The following is a 17,081-nucleotide window of genomic DNA, read 5'->3' on the forward strand; positions in this document are numbered from 1 at the left end:
GTATCGCGGCTCCCTTCTCCCCTCCCGGGAAGAAGGGACTCCGCCTTCATTACCAACCGCAGGCCTTGCCCTTGTTCTGCTGCTTGAGCCAGGTCATCAGCGGCTTGAAATAGGCGACCATGGCCGTGCCATCCATCTCGCGGCTGCCGGTGAAGGCCTGCAGTGCGTCCGGCCAGGGCTTTGATGCGCCCATCGCAAGCATGGCGTTCAGCCGCGCGCCGACCTCCTTGTTGCCATAGAAGGAACAGCGATGGAGCGGACCCTTCCACTTCGCAATGTCGCATGCCGCCTTGTAGAACTGGAATTGCAGGATGCGCGCAAGGAAATAGCGCGTGTACGGCACATTGCCGGGGACATGATATTTGGCGCCTGCGTCGAAATTCGTCTCATCACGCGGGACGGGCGGGACAATGCCCTGATATTTGAGGCGAAGATCGGTCCATGCCTTGTTGTACTGGCTGGTCGTGGTCTTGCCCGCAAAGATATCCCAGCGATATTTGTCGACGAGAAGGCCGAACGGCAGGAAGGCGACCTTGTCCATAGCCTGACGGAGCAAAAGGCCGACATCCTTGTCGGCACTCGGCACCTTGTCTGCATCGAGCAGGCCGATCTGAACCAGATACTGTGGCGTGATCGAAAGCGCGATGAAATCGCCGATCGCTTCGTGGAAACCGTCATTGGCGCCGTTCAAATAAAGCAGGGGCTGCTTGTTGTAGGCGCGCTGGTAAAAATTATGGCCGAGTTCATGATGGATCGTGCGGAAATCATCGGCGTTCACTTTGGTGCACATCTTGATGCGCAGATCGTTGAGATTGTCGAGGTCCCACGCGCTTGCGTGGCAAACGACTTCCCGGTCTGCCGGCTTTGTGATCTGAGAACGCTGCCAGAATGTTTCAGGCAGGGGATCGAAGCCCAATGACTTGTAAAATCCTTCGCCGGTCCGGACCATCTTGATCGGGTCATAGCCTTTGGATTTCAGGAGTTCGCCTGTGTCATAACCGATATCGCCCGCGCCCTTCGGAGCAACGATGTCGTATATGTTGCCCCATTCCTGCGCCCACATGTTGCCAAGCAGGTCGGCACGGATCGGTCCAGTCTTGGCCTGAACAGCATCGCCGTATTTCTCATTGAGCTTTGTGCGTGTGTAGCAGTGCAGCTGGTCATAAAGCGGTTTCACCTGTGCCCACAGCTTGTCGGTAAGCTTGGCGAAGTCATCTGCTGGCATGTCATATTGCGAACGCCACATCGCACCCACATCGGCATAGCCAAGCTCGCGCGCACCGGCATTCGCAATCTCGACTTCGCGGGCATAGTCGGCGCGCATCGGGCTGCCGACATTATTGTTCCAGCTGGCCCACATTTCCTTCAGCAGGTCAGGGTCGCGATTGGTGCCCATTTCGGCTTCGATGTCAGACCCGCCGATCGGCTGTCCCTTCAGCGTGCCCTTGCCCTTGCCATAGGCGGATTGCAGGCGCGTCGCGATCGTGTTCAGCTCGACTGCGGCGCCCTCGGTGGTCGGCGCAGGCAACGTCAGACCGCCCCGGAGCAAGTCCAGCTTGCGTTTGGTGTCATAGGACAGGTTGGGGATTGCCTGATACTTTGCTGCTTCCGTCGCGTAACGGACGCCGAGTTCGGTGCCCTGCGCGCCAACCCTTGCCGCCACGGCATCGGTGTCGTCGGTTATGTATGTCTGATTGATCCAGCTGACTTGGGCATTGAAGACGGTGAAATCCCCCAGTTCCTTTTCGGCGGCCGCCACGAACTTGTCCGCATCGGCAGCTGTGGGGGCGGTCTGGGAAAGGGCAGGGGAGACGACGGAAAGCGACAGCGCAAGCGCCAGCGAAGAGACGGCGAATTTCATGGAATCAGAACCTCGGCTTTGAAATATTATTGCGCGGAGATTGGCGCGACAATACACCGCGGTCAAGCTATTGGATGCGCTCGACCTTCACCTTTTCCTTCGCCAGCATCGCGACAACCGAGTCCGGGCCAGCCAGATGCCCGGCTCCGACAGCGACAAAGACCGTTCCAGGCTGCTTCAGTCGCTTCTCGACCCAAGTCTTCCAATTGGCATTGCGATTGTAAAGCAGCGATTGGGCGAGCTCAGGAGAGCGCTTGAATTCATCGTCGAAGCTTGCAGCAATCGCGGTGTCGTCACCCTTGCTCCAGGCGGACACCATATCGTTGAATTCCTTCGCCGGATCGACTGAGTCATCGACCATGCTTGAGAGGAATGCACGCTGCGCGGATTCCGGCAGCTTGTCGAACAGCCCAAGCTGCAATTCTGTGGTTTCTAGGCCCGAAACGGGCTTTTTGGATTTCGCGAATGTCGCCTGCAATTGCTTCTCGACGCCATAGTCGGGGCTGACATCCAGGTCCTTCAGCAGTCCGCTGGCGAGCGTCACCGCAACCGCCCAGCTTTCGAACTGGTTGAGCGCAGGCCCCGACATTCCGGCCTTTTCCATCAATGCCTCTAATCCGGCCCGCTTGTCGGGTGGGACGCGGTCCAGCACCGGCGGGAGTCCGGGAGAGATGGCCAGCTTCAGGAAGGTCTTGGCGGTCGCATCCTTGTCTTGCAGGTCATTGACCTCAAGCACAAGTTCCCGGGATCTTTGCACGGCCTTGTTGATTGCGGGCGTGCGCCACTGGAAGTCCTTGCGCAGCACATGGATCGTCCCGAACAGATAGATTGTCGTGTCCGCATCGGAGACTTTCCACAATGCAGGACGCGCAGGGGGAGCCTTTGGCGGGGGCGGGGAGGCGCTCGCGCAGGCGGCGAGCAGGGACAGTGCGGGCAAGGCCCAACGCATCTTCTTGAACATGGCGCCCTTCAAGGGCAATTTCGGCGGCAAAGCAAGGCCGGATTGCTTGACCCGAAGCGGTCCATCGGCCAAAGGCCGCGCGCATGATGGAAGGCAAACCCCTGAGCTTTCAGGACCTGATCCTGACTCTCCATGACTATTGGGGCAAGCAGGGCTGCGTCATCCTCCAGCCATATGACATGCGCGTGGGCGCGGGGACATTTCATCCGGCGACAACGTTGCGTGCCCTCGGGCCAGATCACTGGAATGCAGCCTATGTCCAGCCGTCGCGCCGACCGACCGACGGTCGCTATGGCGAAAACCCCAATCGGCTCCAGCATTATTACCAGTATCAGGTCATCATGAAGCCGAGCCCGGCCAATCTGCAGGAACTCTACCTCGGTTCGCTGGACGCAATCGGCATCGATCCGCTGAAGCACGACATCCGCTTTGTCGAGGATGATTGGGAAAGCCCTACGCTCGGTGCCTGGGGGCTGGGCTGGGAAGTCTGGTGCGACGGGATGGAAGTGACGCAGTTCACCTATTTCCAGCAGATGGGCGGGTTCGATTGCAAGCCGGTTGCAGGCGAGCTGACCTATGGGCTCGAACGGCTCGCCATGTACATCCAGGGCAAGGACAGTGTGTACGATCTTGCCTTCAATGACGCGGGCGTCACCTATGGCGATGTGTTCCACAAGAACGAGGTGGAATTCAGCACCTATAATTTCGAAGTCGCGGATACCGCGAGCCTGTTTGACGGGTTCGCCAAGGCGGAAGCCGAATGCAAGCGCTGCATCGACGCGAATATTCCGCTTGCGGCTTATGACCAGGCAATCGAGGCAAGCCATTTATTCAACCTGTTGCAGGCGCGCGGCGTAATCTCCGTGCAGGAACGCGCCAGCTACATGGGCCGGGTCCGCGATCTGGCGAAGGGCAGTTGTCTGGCGTGGATGGACAAGAACGGGTGGACGGCGTGACCGATTTCCTGCTCGAACTCCGTTCGGAGGAAATCCCGGCACGGATGCAGGACAAGGCGCGTGCCGATCTGGCCCGGCTTTTTGCCGAGGAGATCGGCAAGGCCGGTCTGCAGGCGACCGAAATCGTCACCTATGCCACGCCGCGCCGCCTGGCTCTGATCGCCCGAGGGCTGCCGCTTGAGACAAGCGCTGTCAGCGAGGAACTGAAGGGACCGAAAACGTCTGCGCCGCCGCAAGCACTTGAAGGATTCCTCCGCAAGACCGGATTGACGCAGGACCAACTGGAGGATCGCGACGGCACCTGGTTTGCCGTGATCGCAAAGCCCGGACGCCAGACAGCGGATGTGCTGGCCGAGGCGATCCCGACCATCGTTCGCGCCTTTCCCTGGCCCAAGTCGATGCGCTGGGGCGCGGCCTCTGCCTCGACTGAAAGCCTCCGCTGGGTGCGGCCCCTCCAGGGCATTGTGGCTCTGCTCGGCGACACTGTGGTGCCGTTCGAGATTGACGGCGTGGCGAGCGGATCGGCAACCGTCGGCCATCGCTTCCATCATTCGGGGGACGTCACGATCGGCAACGCAGCCGATTATGCGGCAAAGCTCAATGCCTGCCATGTGATCGTCGATCAGGAAGAACGCCGCGCAATCATCCGCTCGGGCGCCGAGAAGGCCGCAGCGGCTGCGGGCCTCACACTGGTTCCGGATGAAGGTCTGGTGATCGAGAATGCGGGCCTGACCGAATGGCCAGTTCCCATGCTCGGCCGCTTCGATCCCGCGTTTCTCGCGGTGCCGGAAGAAGTTATCCAGCTGACGGCGCGCGTGAACCAGAAATATTTCATCTGCCGCGATGATGCGCGCAAGCTCGCCAACGCCTTTGTCTGCACCGCCAACATTAATGCGAATGACGGCGGAGCAGCGATTGTCGCGGGCAATGAGAAGGTTCTGGCTGCACGGCTTTCCGATGCGAAATTCTTCTGGGAACAGGATCTGAAGGTTCCGCTGGAGACGCAGGCCGAAAAGCTCAAGGACATTGTCTTCCACGAGAAGCTGGGGACGGTGGCCGACAAGGTCGAGCGCGTGGCGAAACTCGCGCGCTGGCTGGTTGAAGAAGGGATCGTCAAGGGGGCCAGCGCCAACGATGCCGAACGCGCGGCGCTGCTGTGCAAGGCCGATCTCGTCACCGGGATGGTCGGCGAATTTCCGGAACTGCAAGGAATCATGGGCGGCTATTACGCCCGCGCACAGGGCGAGACAGATGCGGTCGCCGATGCGGTGCGCGATCACTACAAGCCAGTCGGGCAGGGCGATGACGTGCCAACCGCGCCGGTGACGGTGGCGGTGAGTTTGGCGGACAAGCTGGATACCCTGGTTGGGTTTTTTGCAGAAGACATGCTGCCAACTGGATCCAAGGATCCGTTTGCGCTCCGTCGTGCGATGCTCGCGCTCGTTCAGCTTGTCTTGTCGAACAACCTTCGCTTCGATGCCAAAGGCGCTTGGTTTGAAGGCCGAAGCGAATACATTGAGCAGATAAGAACGAAAGCCACTGCTGATTTGTGGCCGAAGATATTTGCCGATCACGAGCGAGCGATAGATTTAGCGGCGGAATTGGCCGCAGTGGAAAAGGCACCAGTTCTTCATATCTCTGCGATCTGGAAAGAAATGGAGCAGCAGCCGTCGCTTCAGATTACCCAAGACCAAGCACGCGATATTGCGTCAGCCTATGTCGCTCGCGAAACTCAGCTTCTTTATGGGGCTAGCGTCCCAGTTTATGAGGAATTGTCCAAGTTCCTCGCCGACCGTCTCAAAGTCCAGCAGCGCGAGGCGGGTGTGCGGCATGACCTGATCGATGCAGTTTTCGCGCTGGGCGGGGAAGACGATCTCGTCCGCCTTCTTGCCCGCGTGAAAGCATTGCAGGCGTTTGTCACCACTGAAGAAGGTACGAACCTCCTCGCCGGTTACAAGCGGGCGGCGAATATCTTGAAGCAGGCGGAGGGCGTCGCCCCTGCGGAGGCAGGGGCCTCTGCGGGAGTCGGGAGCCAAGGCGTCCAACAGGTCCCTGCCTTTGCAGGGGCAACGGAGTTTGACGTAGCCCTCCTCAATGCACTCGAAGCTTCTGAGCCCAAGGCAACAGCTGCAATCGAGGCAGAAGATTTCGAAGGGGCAATGGCGGCACTCGCCACGCTCCGCGCGCCGATCGACGCGTTCTTCGATGGTGTGATGGTGAATGATCCAGACCCGCAAAAGCGGGCGTTCAGGTTGGGATTGCTGGCAAGGTTCCGTGATGCGGTGCATCGCGTGGCGGATTTTTCCAAGATCGAGGGGTAAGCCTTCATGACGCAATATGTGTATCGCTTCGGCGGCGGCGTTTCGGACGGTGGCGCTGGCGACAAGAATCTACTCGGCGGCAAGGGTGCGAATCTGGACGGGATGGCCGCAATCGGCCTGCCGGTTCCCCCGGGATTCACAATCACGACAGCCATGTGCACGCGCTATTATGATGAAGGCGAAGTCTTTCCGGATTCCCTGCGTGATGAAGTCGCAAACGGCATCGCCCATATCGAAGCGGTGACCGGAAAGCGCTTTGGCGATGCAGCGGATCCTCTGCTCGTTTCCGTCCGGTCGGGCGCGCGGGTTTCCATGCCCGGGATGATGGATACCGTCCTCAACCTCGGCCTCAATGACCAGACTGTCGAAGGCCTGGCGGCCTCTTCGGGCGACGCGCGGTTTGCGTGGGACAGCTATCGCCGCTTCATCCAGATGTATGCCGATGTCGTCCTTGAACTCGATCACGGATCGTTCGAGGAAGCACTGGAAATTGCGAAGGAAGACAAGGGCTTCTACCTCGATACTGAACTGACGGCTCAAGACCTCAGGTCACTGGTTGGCAGCTACAAGGCACTTGTCGAAGAGCAATGGGGCAAGCCTTTTCCGCAGGATGTGCATGATCAGCTTTGGGGTGCGGTGGGCGCAGTGTTCGGCTCATGGCAGTCGGAACGCGCCAAGGTCTATCGCCGCCTCAACAATATTCCGGGAGACTGGGGCACAGCCGTCAATGTACAGGCGATGGTCTTCGGCAACATGGGTGAAACATCAGCCACCGGCGTCGCCTTCACACGCGATCCGGCGACAGGCGAGAATGCCTATTATGGCGAATTCCTGATCAACGCCCAGGGCGAAGACGTCGTTGCCGGCATCCGCACGCCGCAATATCTGACGAAGGCCGCGCGCGAGCGAGCGAACGCAAAGCCGCTTTCGATGGAAGAAGCGATGCCCGACGTCTACGGGCAACTCGCCAATGTCTTCAACATATTGGAGACCCACTACCGCGACATGCAGGACATCGAGTTCACGGTCGAACGCGGCAAGCTCTGGATGCTCCAGACACGTTCGGGCAAGCGGACCGCAAAGGCAGCGCTGAAGATCGCAGTCGACATGGCCGAACAGGGCCTGATCACGCGGGAGGAGGCAGTGGCGCGCGTCGACCCCGCTGCGCTTGACCAGTTGCTGCACCCTACGCTTGATCCGGCTGCGGTCCGCGACGTTCTGGCCAAGGGCCTTCCGGCCTCTCCGGGTGCTGCCTCAGGTATTGCCGTGTTCGACAGCGACACGGCCGAAAAGCGTGCCGAGATGGGTGAGAGCGTCATCCTCGTCCGGATGGAGACGTCTCCTGAGGATATTCATGGCATGCATGCCGCAAAGGGCATTCTCACGGCGCGCGGCGGCATGACCAGCCATGCGGCTGTTGTGGCGCGTGGCATGGGCCGGCCCTGTGTCTCGGGTGCGGGCAATGTTGCCATCGACTCCAAGGAAGGCGTCTTCCGCGTGGGCGGACGTGAAGTCCGCGAAGGCGAAGTCATCACGATCGACGGATCGTCTGGCGAAGTGATGTTCGGTGAAGTGGCGACCGTCCAGCCGGAGCTATCCGGCGATTTCGGCACGCTGATGGTCTGGGCCGATGCGGCGCGGCGGATGAAGGTGCGTGCCAATGCCGAAACGCCTGCCGATTGTCGGATCGCCCGCGATTTCGGCGCAGAAGGGGTCGGCCTGTGCCGGACCGAGCATATGTTCTTCGAGGCGGGCCGGATCACGGCCGTACGGCAGATGATCCTTGCCGAAGATGAAGCGGGTAGGCGTGCAGCGCTGGCCAAGTTGCTTCCGGAACAGCGGGCCGATTTCAAGGGCATCTTCGAAGTGATGGCCGGCCTGCCGGTCACGATCCGACTGCTCGATCCTCCGCTGCATGAATTCCTGCCGACGGAAGAATCCGATTTTGCCGATGTAGCCGAAGCGGCGGGCGTCGGCATCGATATCCTGAAGCGTCGCGCTGCGGAACTGCACGAGTTCAATCCGATGCTTGGGCACCGGGGTTGCCGACTGGGCGTGACCTATCCTGAAATCTATGAAATGCAGGCCCGCGCAATCTTCGAGGCGGCCTGCGACCTAAACGATTCGCCCATTCCGGAAGTCATGGTGCCTCTTGTCGGGACGCGGCGCGAGCTGGAATTGATGAAGGAGGTGATCGACCGGACCGCTGAAGCCGTCTTTGCCGAACGCGGCAAGCGGATCACGTACCTGGTCGGCACGATGATCGAGTTGCCGCGCGCCGCGCTGATGGCCGGCGAAATTGCTGAAGTCGGGGCCTTCTTCAGCTTTGGCACCAACGACCTGACTCAGACGACGCTGGGCGTCAGCCGTGACGATGCGAGCCGCTTCCTGACACAATATGTCGACAAGGGCATTTATGCGCAGGACCCCTTTGTCAGCCTTGATATCGATGGAGTGGGGCAACTCGTCCAGCTTGCGGCCGAACGGGGCCGTGCAACACGACCCGACATCAAGCTGGGGATCTGCGGAGAACATGGCGGTGATCCCGCGTCGATCCATTTCTGTGAACGTGTAGGGCTCGACTATGTGTCCGCATCGCCATACCGTGTACCAATCGCACGTCTGGCGGCCGCCCAGGCCGCGCTTCGAAAGGGTTAGCGATGAAACGCTGGCACCATTATGCCCTTGCCGTCGTCGCCGGACTGGCAATTGGTGCGGGCAGTGCATGGACCGTCATCCACAAGGGTCTCAACGACGGACGCCTGAGCAATGGCCCCTGGTCGACCGCGCTGAATTACGGAACGAAAGATACGGATTCCCTGACGCGCGCGTCAGTTGCGTTGCGCGGGATCCTGGCCTTGCCGTCGACCGAAACCGTCTATTGGAACGCATCGACTGATAGCGACGGAGTGCCGCTGGACGGCAGCTGCACCTATGCCATGACGGGCAAGCCGCTCGATGCCCGCTGGTGGAGTGTGACCTACTATGACAAGCAGGGCTATCTTGTCGCCAATGCCGCCAATATCTGGTCGTTCAGCGGGGTGTCGGTCACGCCGGCTGAAAAGGACGGTTGGCGGGTGACGATCGGTCCGGACAAGGTGGATGGCCATTGGCTGCCGAGTGCCAAGGGGCAGCCATTCGAGCTGACCTTGCGGATGTACAATCCGGGCGCCGGATTTCGCGCTGCGCCAAAGGATGCGATCCTTCCGGTGCTGAAGAAGGAGCATTGCGCATGACGCGCTGGATCGTTCCGCTTCTCGTCTTTCTGGCAACTGCGGCAGGGGCCTGGCATGCGACACTGGCTGCTGCGACTTTCGGCCTGATGGAGGGCGCAGTGCGACGCCTGTCTGCGCGGGCTGGCGTGAACACCATGTCCTATGGTCAGCTCGCTACCCCCGCCAATCAGCCGATTGTCAGGCCGAGCCCGGATCTCGCCTATTCAAGTTGTCCCTTTGATCTTTCGGCGGGGCCGCTCCTGATCCGGTATGTGCCCGTCGCTGGCCGTTATTCTTCGCTCAGTGTTTTTGATGCGCGGACTGACGTGGTCTTTGTGCGAAACGATACGCAGGCTGAAGGCAAGCCGGTCCGGATCGCCATCGCCCGCGAGGGCCAGAAGGTTCCGGCTGGTGTCGAGACCATCCGCGTCGGTTATGATCGCGGGATTGCACTTGTAAGGCTATTGCTTGCCGATCCAGCGGAAATTGCGCAGTTCGACACCATCAGACGGCAATCGAACTGCGCCACGATCAGAGGCTAGGCCCTAGATCTTTCCGTTTACGAAGGTGTCGCTGATCGAGCAGGCCGCTGGGCCGAGGATGACAACGAACAGCACCGGAAGGATGAAAAGGATAAGCGGCACCGTCATGATCGCGGGAAGGCGCGCAGCCTTTTCTTCCGCACGCATCATGCGCTCATTCCGGAATTCGGCGGAAAGAACACGCAGTGCGGACGCGAGCGGCGTACCGTATTTCTCGGTCTGGATCATTGTTGTGACGACGCCGCGAACTGCATCAAGCGCAACGCGTCGCGACAGGTTTTCGAATGCCATGCGACGCTCTGTGAGGAAGCCAAGCTCGATCGCGGTCAGCGCGAATTCGTCGCCAAGTTCCGGGTAAGCCTTGCCAAGCTCGCGTGCGACGCGATGAAAAGCGGCATCGACTGTGAGGCCGGCTTCCGCACAAATGACCAGCAGGTCGAGTGCGTCAGGCAAGCCCTTGCGGATCAGGTCGGAACGCTTCGAAACCTTGTTCTGGATGAAGATGTCAGGCGCCTTGTAGCTGCCGATCAGAGCGCCAGACACGAGGAAGAACTTCTTTGTGGCCGACCAGTCTGCATGCCAGCCAAAGGCATAGACAGCCAGCGCGACGCCACCGCCAATAACGATCGGCAAGACCATGCGCGCGAAGATGACCGCGACGGCTGCGTCTTTTGAACGAATGCCTGCCTGGACCAGTTTTGTCTGCGCGGCCTTGAGTTGTTCTTCCTGCAAGACCCGCAGCGAAGAGAGCAGCGAGCGCATGCGGTCCGTGGTCTCATTCTTCTGCGTCAGCTTTGCGCGCCGCTTCCCGCTCGAAACAATGATGCCGGCCTTCAACTGCTCGCGACGCTCATTCAGCGCCTTGACGCGGCTGGCCATCGGATCGCGAACCGTTGTCGCAGTATAGAGCGCGAAGATGACGGCAAGAGTCGCAATTGCCGACAAAATTGTCGCGACCCAGAGGACGTCGACTCCCAGCAATGTTGGCCCACCCGTTTGCATCTCTAGACTCTTTCCTTTGACCGTACCGTCAGATTTCGAAACTGATCATCTTGGACATGATGAATGCACCGATGCCCATCCACACCATGCCGCCAAGGCCTGCGACCATCAGTCGCTGGTCTTCGAAGAAGTGCATCATATAGGGCGGGTTCACGTACATGATCATGCCGAACACACCGAAGGGGAGCACGCCGATAATGTAGGCGGACGCCTTGGATTCGGACGACATCGCCCTGATCTTGAGCTTCATCTGGGCGCGCTTGCGCAACACGTCTGCCAGGTTTGAGAGTGTTTCTGCCAGGTTGCCGCCCGTTTCGCGCTGGATCGCAAGCGTGATACAAAAGAATTGAAATTCGGCCGTTCCGATACGATCGGCAGCTTCCTCCAGCGCCATTTCCATTGTCTTGCCGATCTTGATGCGGTCTGCGACACCGCGAAACTCCGAACCCACGGGGTCGGGAACTTCGCTCGCAACGATTCCAAGCGTTTCAGAGATGGGCAGACCAGACCGCAGACCGCGAACCATAAGCTCGATGGCGTCGGGAAATTTGGCATTGAAGTTGTTGATCCGCTTCTTGATCTGGCTTCCGACAATCAGATGCGGCACCAGAAGTCCGATGGCCGAACCGGCGAGCAGCCCCAGAATGATCGGCGCGCCCTTGATCAGGGCCAGCAAGGTGATGACGAGCATGATCCCGACGCAGGTCATGACATATTTCGCGAGCGACCAATTCTTGCCCGTCTGTTGCAGGCGCTTTGCGAGCAGTGCAGGATTGGGAATATACTTGCTTGCAATGCCGTCCGCGCGCGATCCCCGGTTCGCCGTAATCTTGCGCATCTGGGATTCGACGGTGTACGATGGCATGTCCCCATGACGTGCCTTTACCCCGTCGATACGACGCGACTGCGCCTTAGCAAACGACGGCCCGGAGAAGGCCACGCCCAGCATGATCAGGCTCAAGATCATCCCGGCGACTACCACGATCCACTGCATTGGTGATCCTATCCTAACCGGTCAAACGACCTGCAATTCACGCGTCCAGATCGGCCTTTGCCTTCTTCGACGGGAGAAGTGAGCGCAGGCTGCCAATCTTGTCCGCAAGGGAGGCCGACTTTCCGGATTTGGCTCCGCCAATATCGACGCTGTCGTCGCCGCCGTCGGCCGTGAGAAGGAGACGCGTGCCAATCGCCTGCAGCTCCTGGCCGACCTTGGATGTCTTGCCGACTTCGACAACTGGCTTGCCCAGCTTTGCGGCTTGGCAGACAACTTTTGCGTCAAGCGGGATCACGAAATCGACCTTGCGTTCGATCGAAGATTCGAAATCCTTCTTCGAAAGCTCGGTCGTTCCGTTCGGCCCGACCCGATTCAGCGTTACCACCACATTTGCATGCGGGGCATTCGCTTTGAGCCAGGACAGAATTCGGATCACGTCGCGTGCGCCAACGAGTGTAAGCTCCGAGACAACAACCACTGACTGGATCTCGTTCATCAGGTGCGGATGCTGGATGACCATCTGGCGTGGCAGATCGATGACGGTGCATTCGAAGGCCGCGCGCATTTCTTCCTGAAGCTGGTAGAAGGCTCCACCATCGCTCAGCAGGGGCTGGCTCATTGGAGCTTCGGCCGACAGGATCGAAAGCTTGTCATTCGCACGCACCATGGCGCGCTCGATGAACAGGCCGTCGATACGCCCTGGATTTTCGATGGCATCCGTCAGGCCTCGACCCGGTTCGAGATCAAGAGACAGAGCGCCGGTCCCGAAGTGAACATCGAGGTCGAGCAATGCCGTTGAGCGCTTTTGGCTGTCGCTGAAAAGCCAGGCCAGCGATGCGGCAATGGTCGAAGCACCTACGCCGCCGCGTGCGCCAATGATGGCCGCCGTCATGTGCGGACGATCCGCGACAGGTTCGCTGTGGCGCGGCCCGTTCAGAACGGCCTGGGCATGTGCGAAGGCTTCGCGCAGCTGGTCGGCATTGAAAGGCTTCAGCAGATAGTCCTGAATCCCGCTCGCCACGAGATCCCGATAGAGCCTGACATCGTTGACTTCGCCCGCAGCGATTACAACGGTACCAGGCTCGCAGACCTCTGCAAGCGCATTGATGTCGTTCAGCGGATCACCGGATTCGGACAGATCTACAAACAGGATGTTCGGGCTGGCGGACACGGAGAGCGACTGGACTGCGTTGCGCAGGCCGCCCTTGTTGATCTTTTCGACCGGCCAGCCCATTTCTGCGCAGACGGGGCGGATGGTATCCGCCGTAGCATCGTCGCAGATGTAAGCAGAAAAAGGATCACGTGTTGTCGCACCGTGGCGACTGGGAGACCATGGCGCGTTCATCAGTTGCTCCTCGAACTTTCTTGTTTCAGCTCACCTTCGCCCGTTGGCTTGCGGTTCCGATAGGAATTGATCGCCTTTGACGCCGTCGAAGCGTCGTTCGCGCCAGTCGCCCGCTGTCCGTAAATCAGGTCTTCCGGGTTCGCGACCATGGCAGCAAGGTTCGAATTGATGCTGCATCCATAGTTGGACATGGTGTTGGAATTGAAATCGTTACCACCCTTGTCACTCCAGTCAGGGCAGTTCGGCACCTTTGCCGTTGTGCGGCTGACGACGACGCGAACCTTACCAGGGGCGATTTCGCCATTGGTTACAGGGGCGGTTGGGTCGATGAGCAGGCCATAGCGCGCAGCCACATCGGCAACCGCCTCCCGTGCCGCAGCATCGCTGCCGCCGGCCGCATCGACCGACACGTGGTCGCCATAGCCAAGTCGGAGGGATTCGAACCAGCCGGCTACGCGGCTGGATTCACCAGGTGCGAGGCCTTCATAGCCCGAATTGACGTCCAGCACATAGTTGGATTTGCTGACGACCGGCTGATGGACCGCCTCAACGCCCCGATTTTGGGTCCCGCACGCGGTGAGCGCGACGCTCATTCCAATCAGGGTTGCAAAGTGGGATGCACGCATGACTTTCATCTCCATGATTGGGGTTAATTTCCGCTGAAGCCAGGCGCTGGGGCCGCTTGCGAAGTCTTCGTCTGCTTGTCGGTTGAAGGCTTCGCGCTGGCACCGACCGAAGGCGCGACAATCGTTGCCGGCGGGGCTTCTGTCGGGACAGGGCGCTTTTCGCCCGAGTCACCGGAATGCGTCTGGCCGAGCAGAATGCGTTGTGCATCTGTCGCAGCCTTGAACCCGTCAGTCGGGAGCGCAATCTGGTTGGCCGATACAGGCTTGACGAGATAAGGCGTCACAATGATCACGAGTTCGGTTTCGCTCTTGCGATACCGTGTGGACCGGAACAGGGCCCCAAGAACCGGCACATTGCCGAGCCCAGGCGCTCGATCAATCGAGTTGGTTTGCGAATTGCGCATCAGGCCGCCGATCATGAAGGACTGACCGGAACCAAGCTCCACAGTCGTTTCAGCGCGGCGAGTTGTAATGCCAGGCACGGTATAGCCGTTCAGCGTGACCGAACCTTCGTTCGTGAGCTCCGACACTTCCGGGCGGACGCGCATTGAGATGCGGCCATCGGCAAGGACCGTCGGGCTGAACGCCAGGCTGACGCCATATTGCTTGTATTCGATCGAGACCGAACCCAACTGCTGTGAAATCGGGATCGGGAATTCGCCACCGGCGAGGAAGCTGGCGGTTTCGCCCGAAAGCGCCGTCAGATTCGGCTGGGCGAGCGTCGTCACCAGGCCTTCGGTTTCAGCAAGGTCGATGGCGGACGCCAGGTCCAGACCGAGGAACTTGCCTGCAAGGCCAATTGAGGTCTTGCCCGCGCCAAGGCCAAGATTCTTGAAATCATACGCTGTGCCGACGCCGCCAAAAATCGGGAGGCCCGTGGCAGGGTTGATTGTCACCGTACCGGTGGCGCCCGGAAAGAAGTTCGATGCAGGCACGGTCGGAAAGCCGGTCGTCGGGATATTCCCGATGGTTCCGAAATTGCGGCCCTGCGAAATTCCGAACAGGAACCCGCCGGTTGTGTCACGGTTCAGCAGGTTGACCCCGAGTTCCTTGACCAGCGTGCGGCTGACTTCGGCAATCTTGACCTGCAGATTCACCTGCAATGGCGTTGCAGTCCGCAGGCGGCTGACGACCTTCGTGTCGTCGCCCACAAAGGCCTGGACGAGCCGTTCTGCCTCTGCACTGTCTTCCGGCCCAGCAACGGTGCCGGTCAAGAGGACAAGGCCGTTCATTGGCGTGCTCTGGATGACCGCTTCCGGCATCGCGAGCTTCAGCATCGAATCGATGGAATTGGTGTTCGTGCCGGCCCGGACGTTCGCCGAATAGACGACTGTTCCGGAACGGGTTGTCGCGAACACGCTCGATTCGCCTGGCTTCTTGGCAAACACATAGATCTGCGTTGCCGAACGAACCTGGACGTCAGCTACATCTTCATTGGCGACGAAGACGTCACTGATGGGAGCGGACAGGTTGATCAGCTGACCGCGACCGACTGAGAGGTTCAGGTCCGTTGAAGGACGTTGCGTGCGCGGGGCGCCGCTCGAAACATTGACCGCTGGATAGGACTGGTTCTTTTTCGGTGCGGCGTCTGCTGCGATTGCGCTGACCAGCATCGCCGATCCGGCAATCATCGTGGCAAGGCGCATGGCCGAGGCACTGGCGAAGAGTTGCGATTTTTTCATCTTACTTGCCTCCCACCGGAATGACATCCGGCGTCTTGTTGCTCCCGCGGAGAACCTTCACCACCGGTCCATATGCTTGTGGATCTGCTGCGCCGCCCGAATAGGCTGGGGCACTTGGCGCTGCACCAGGCGCAATTGACTGGCGCGGGACCGAGCGACGCTGGAACCGCGAAACATCTGCACCCGTCACGAAGGTAGTGTCGGTATCGACCGGACGCGATGCTACCGCGAGCAGCATGCTCTTTTCGGCCTTTGGATCATTGCCCTCGGGAACCTTGACTTCGCCTGCTGCAATGGCGCGTTCGAGTTCGGCCGTGTTGTCGGCGATCGAGCGCAGCGAGAGAGAGACGCTGCCGATTGTCTGGGCAACCGCAATCTTTTCTGCGATGCGTGGTGTTGCTTCGAGCGTTACGGTCGCAACGACTTTGACAAGCTTGTTGCCTTCATCGTCTTCCGGAACGGTCGACTGATCGACGGCAAGAACGCGGACATTGCGAATGAAGGTCTCAGAGGTCTTCAAGGCCGGGCCGCCGCCATCGCCACTGACTGTCTGGGTCAGCACGAGGTCAACACGGTCTCCCGGGAAGACGAAGCCGGCGACGCCGCTTTGCGCCGAAACCGGCACAGTCACTGCGCGCATGCCCGGGCCGAGGGCCGCAGCAAGGAAGCCACGATCGCCGGACTTGACGAGCGCGCCCTTGGTCAGCGGCTGGCCAGCCGTCACGGCCGTGCGAACAACTGTTCCCTGCAGGCTTGCCGGATCAGCTTCGCCCTTCACATAATAGGCATTCTCGATCAGCTCGGAGGGCCAGGGCTGATAGCGGAAGCTATCGGCTTCTATGATCGTGCCGACTGGCAGCGAACGTGTCGCGACCAGGATCTGTGGACCGTCCTTTGCCGGCATCACTGCAGCAGACACTTGCGGCGCAGAGGCCTGGCTGAACATGGTCTTCGCCATGAACGCAGTGCCGCCCGCGACGATCAGTGCTACAACGAGCAGGATAATCTTCTTCGCATCCATGATGCCGAACCCCCGAAATTACAGGTCAAACCCAATGAGACAGGTCTTCACCCAAAATGGTTAAGATTTCGTTCGTAGATGGCCCACATCCCGGCGAGCGAAATTGCGATGCCGTAAGGTATCTCGAGCTGGCCCTCGATTTTCATCAATTTGTGCCGCACCAGCATGAAAATTGTCAGAATTCCGCCAATGATCGACATGACGATCACGAGCCGCATCATGGCAAGGCCCGGGAACCAGAGTGCGAGGCCGCCAAGCAGCTTTACGTCGCCGCCGCCCATTGCGCCCATTGCGAACAGGCCAATGCCGATTGCAAAGATAACGGATGCGACGGCGACCTGAATGGATATTTCAGGCCAAAGGCCAAGTCCTGCGGCCCACCAGTAGAGCGGTGCTGTCAATGCAACGGTCGCCGTTAGCCAATTGTCAATGCTTCGGCGTCGCCAATCCGTGATGGCCCCGACCAGAAGCAGAGTTGCCAACAGTCCCAGCAGGACGATTTCCGGTGTTCCGATCCTCATAAGCCTGTGCCAATAGGACCAATCACTTACGAAA

14 protein-coding genes are annotated in these 17,081 nt (G+C 59.8%); 5 read left to right on the plus strand and 9 right to left on the minus strand.

Annotation, left to right across the window (positions count from 1 at the left end; genetic code table 11):
- Positions 1-49 precede the first annotated feature (49 nt).
- Together K0O24_RS08615 and K0O24_RS08620 are read right to left on the minus strand one after the other, a co-directional pair.
- A complete protein-coding gene (locus tag K0O24_RS08615) occupies positions 50-1,861 on the minus strand; it encodes a M2 family metallopeptidase (RefSeq protein ID WP_219892351.1) in 1,812 nt (603 codons plus the stop codon).
- A gap of 67 nt (positions 1,862-1,928) precedes the next feature.
- Complete coding sequence (locus K0O24_RS08620) at positions 1,929-2,822, minus strand: TraB/GumN family protein (protein ID WP_219892352.1); 894 nt, start codon at positions 2,820-2,822, stop codon at positions 1,929-1,931.
- Between the two features lie 83 nt (positions 2,823-2,905).
- Between K0O24_RS08620 and K0O24_RS08625 the strand changes: the two genes are divergently transcribed.
- Genes K0O24_RS08625 through K0O24_RS08645 form a run of 5 tightly spaced genes read left to right on the plus strand, consistent with a single transcriptional unit; the run spans position 2,906 to position 9,856 of the window.
- The gene (locus tag K0O24_RS08625; protein WP_219892353.1) at positions 2,906-3,778 is read left to right on the plus strand and encodes a glycine--tRNA ligase subunit alpha; all 873 of its coding nucleotides are present in this window, start codon (positions 2,906-2,908) and stop codon (positions 3,776-3,778) included.
- Positions 3,775-6,099, plus strand: a complete 2,325-nt coding sequence (gene glyS / locus K0O24_RS08630; RefSeq protein ID WP_219895554.1) for a glycine--tRNA ligase subunit beta — start codon at positions 3,775-3,777, stop codon at positions 6,097-6,099. Before K0O24_RS08625 ends, glyS begins: the two co-directional genes overlap by 4 nt.
- A 6-nt stretch (positions 6,100-6,105) precedes the next feature.
- Positions 6,106-8,757 carry a pyruvate, phosphate dikinase gene (gene ppdK / locus K0O24_RS08635; protein ID WP_219892354.1) on the plus strand — a complete coding sequence of 884 codons (2,652 nt, stop codon included), beginning with the start codon at positions 6,106-6,108 and terminating at the stop codon, positions 8,755-8,757.
- A 2-nt stretch (positions 8,758-8,759) separates the two neighbouring features.
- The gene (locus tag K0O24_RS08640; protein ID WP_219892355.1) at positions 8,760-9,335 is read left to right on the plus strand and encodes a DUF1214 domain-containing protein; all 576 of its coding nucleotides are present in this window, start codon (positions 8,760-8,762) and stop codon (positions 9,333-9,335) included.
- Complete coding sequence (locus tag K0O24_RS08645) at positions 9,332-9,856, plus strand: DUF1254 domain-containing protein (protein WP_219892356.1); 525 nt, start codon at positions 9,332-9,334, stop codon at positions 9,854-9,856. The genes K0O24_RS08640 and K0O24_RS08645 overlap by 4 nt, the downstream gene beginning before the upstream one ends.
- A gap of 3 nt (positions 9,857-9,859) precedes the next feature.
- Here K0O24_RS08645 and K0O24_RS08650 read toward each other — a convergent pair whose 3' ends face one another.
- The 7 genes from K0O24_RS08650 to K0O24_RS08680 are packed head-to-tail and all read right to left on the minus strand — an operon-like array spanning position 9,860 to position 17,047.
- Complete coding sequence (locus K0O24_RS08650) at positions 9,860-10,858, minus strand: type II secretion system F family protein (protein ID WP_219892357.1); 999 nt, start codon at positions 10,856-10,858, stop codon at positions 9,860-9,862.
- 28 nt (positions 10,859-10,886) lie between these two features.
- Complete coding sequence (locus tag K0O24_RS08655) at positions 10,887-11,852, minus strand: type II secretion system F family protein (RefSeq protein ID WP_219892358.1); 966 nt, start codon at positions 11,850-11,852, stop codon at positions 10,887-10,889.
- A 37-nt stretch (positions 11,853-11,889) separates the two neighbouring features.
- The gene (locus K0O24_RS08660) at positions 11,890-13,197 is read right to left on the minus strand and encodes a nucleotide-binding protein (protein ID WP_219892359.1); all 1,308 of its coding nucleotides are present in this window, start codon (positions 13,195-13,197) and stop codon (positions 11,890-11,892) included.
- Positions 13,197-13,823 (minus strand): CpaD family pilus assembly protein, encoded by a 627-nt coding sequence (locus tag K0O24_RS08665; RefSeq protein WP_219892360.1) that lies wholly within the window; start codon positions 13,821-13,823, stop codon positions 13,197-13,199. Before K0O24_RS08665 ends, K0O24_RS08660 begins: the two co-directional genes overlap by 1 nt.
- 23 nt (positions 13,824-13,846) lie before the next feature.
- Complete coding sequence (locus K0O24_RS08670; protein ID WP_246610933.1) at positions 13,847-15,505, minus strand: type II and III secretion system protein family protein; 1,659 nt, start codon at positions 15,503-15,505, stop codon at positions 13,847-13,849.
- 1 nt (position 15,506) lies between these two features.
- Entirely contained in the window at positions 15,507-16,526 is a 1,020-nt protein-coding gene (gene cpaB / locus K0O24_RS08675) for a Flp pilus assembly protein CpaB (RefSeq protein ID WP_219892361.1), read from the minus strand.
- A 47-nt stretch (positions 16,527-16,573) separates the two neighbouring features.
- Positions 16,574-17,047, minus strand: a complete 474-nt coding sequence (locus K0O24_RS08680) for an A24 family peptidase (RefSeq protein ID WP_219892362.1) — start codon at positions 17,045-17,047, stop codon at positions 16,574-16,576.
- Positions 17,048-17,081 lie beyond the last annotated feature (34 nt).

The sequence above is a fragment of the Aquisediminimonas profunda genome (assembly GCF_019443285.1).
Lineage (GTDB): Bacteria > Pseudomonadota > Alphaproteobacteria > Sphingomonadales > Sphingomonadaceae > Aquisediminimonas > Aquisediminimonas profunda.